Here is a 372-nt window from a genome sequence, read left to right as displayed (position 1 = left end):
GGAAACGTTCCAATAACATTAACTCCAAACGAATTTAGAGATGGTGCATTAAGAGCAATGCATTAGGTGGTGATGATATGGGTGTTGGTCCATCAACAAAGGAAACTACATTACATCATTTTAGAGATCCATTGCTTAAAGTAGTTTCAGATGATAAGGATATTGACTTAGTAGGAATTATGATAGTAGGTACACCACAGGAGAACGAAGATAAATACTTTGTAGGTAAGATGGCAGCAAGATGGTGTGAAGCAATGAGAGTAGATGGTGTAATTATATCAGTTGACGGATGGGGAAATAGTCATGTAGATTATGCAAATACAATAGAGGAAATAGGTAAAAGAGGTATACCAGTTGTAGGATTGAGTTTTA

1 protein-coding gene is annotated in these 372 nt (G+C 36.0%); it reads left to right on the top strand.

Annotation, left to right across the window (positions count from 1 at the left end):
* Positions 1–77 precede the first annotated feature (77 nt).
* On the top strand, positions 78–372 hold a 295-nt coding region (locus TCEL_RS00415), incomplete at its 3' end, for a glycine/sarcosine/betaine reductase component B subunit (protein WP_040683677.1).

The organism is Thermobrachium celere DSM 8682, from assembly GCF_000430995.1.
GTDB classification, from domain to species: Bacteria; Bacillota; Clostridia; order Clostridiales; family Caloramatoraceae; genus Thermobrachium; species Thermobrachium celere.
This window is presented reverse-complemented; position numbering and strand designations above follow the sequence as displayed.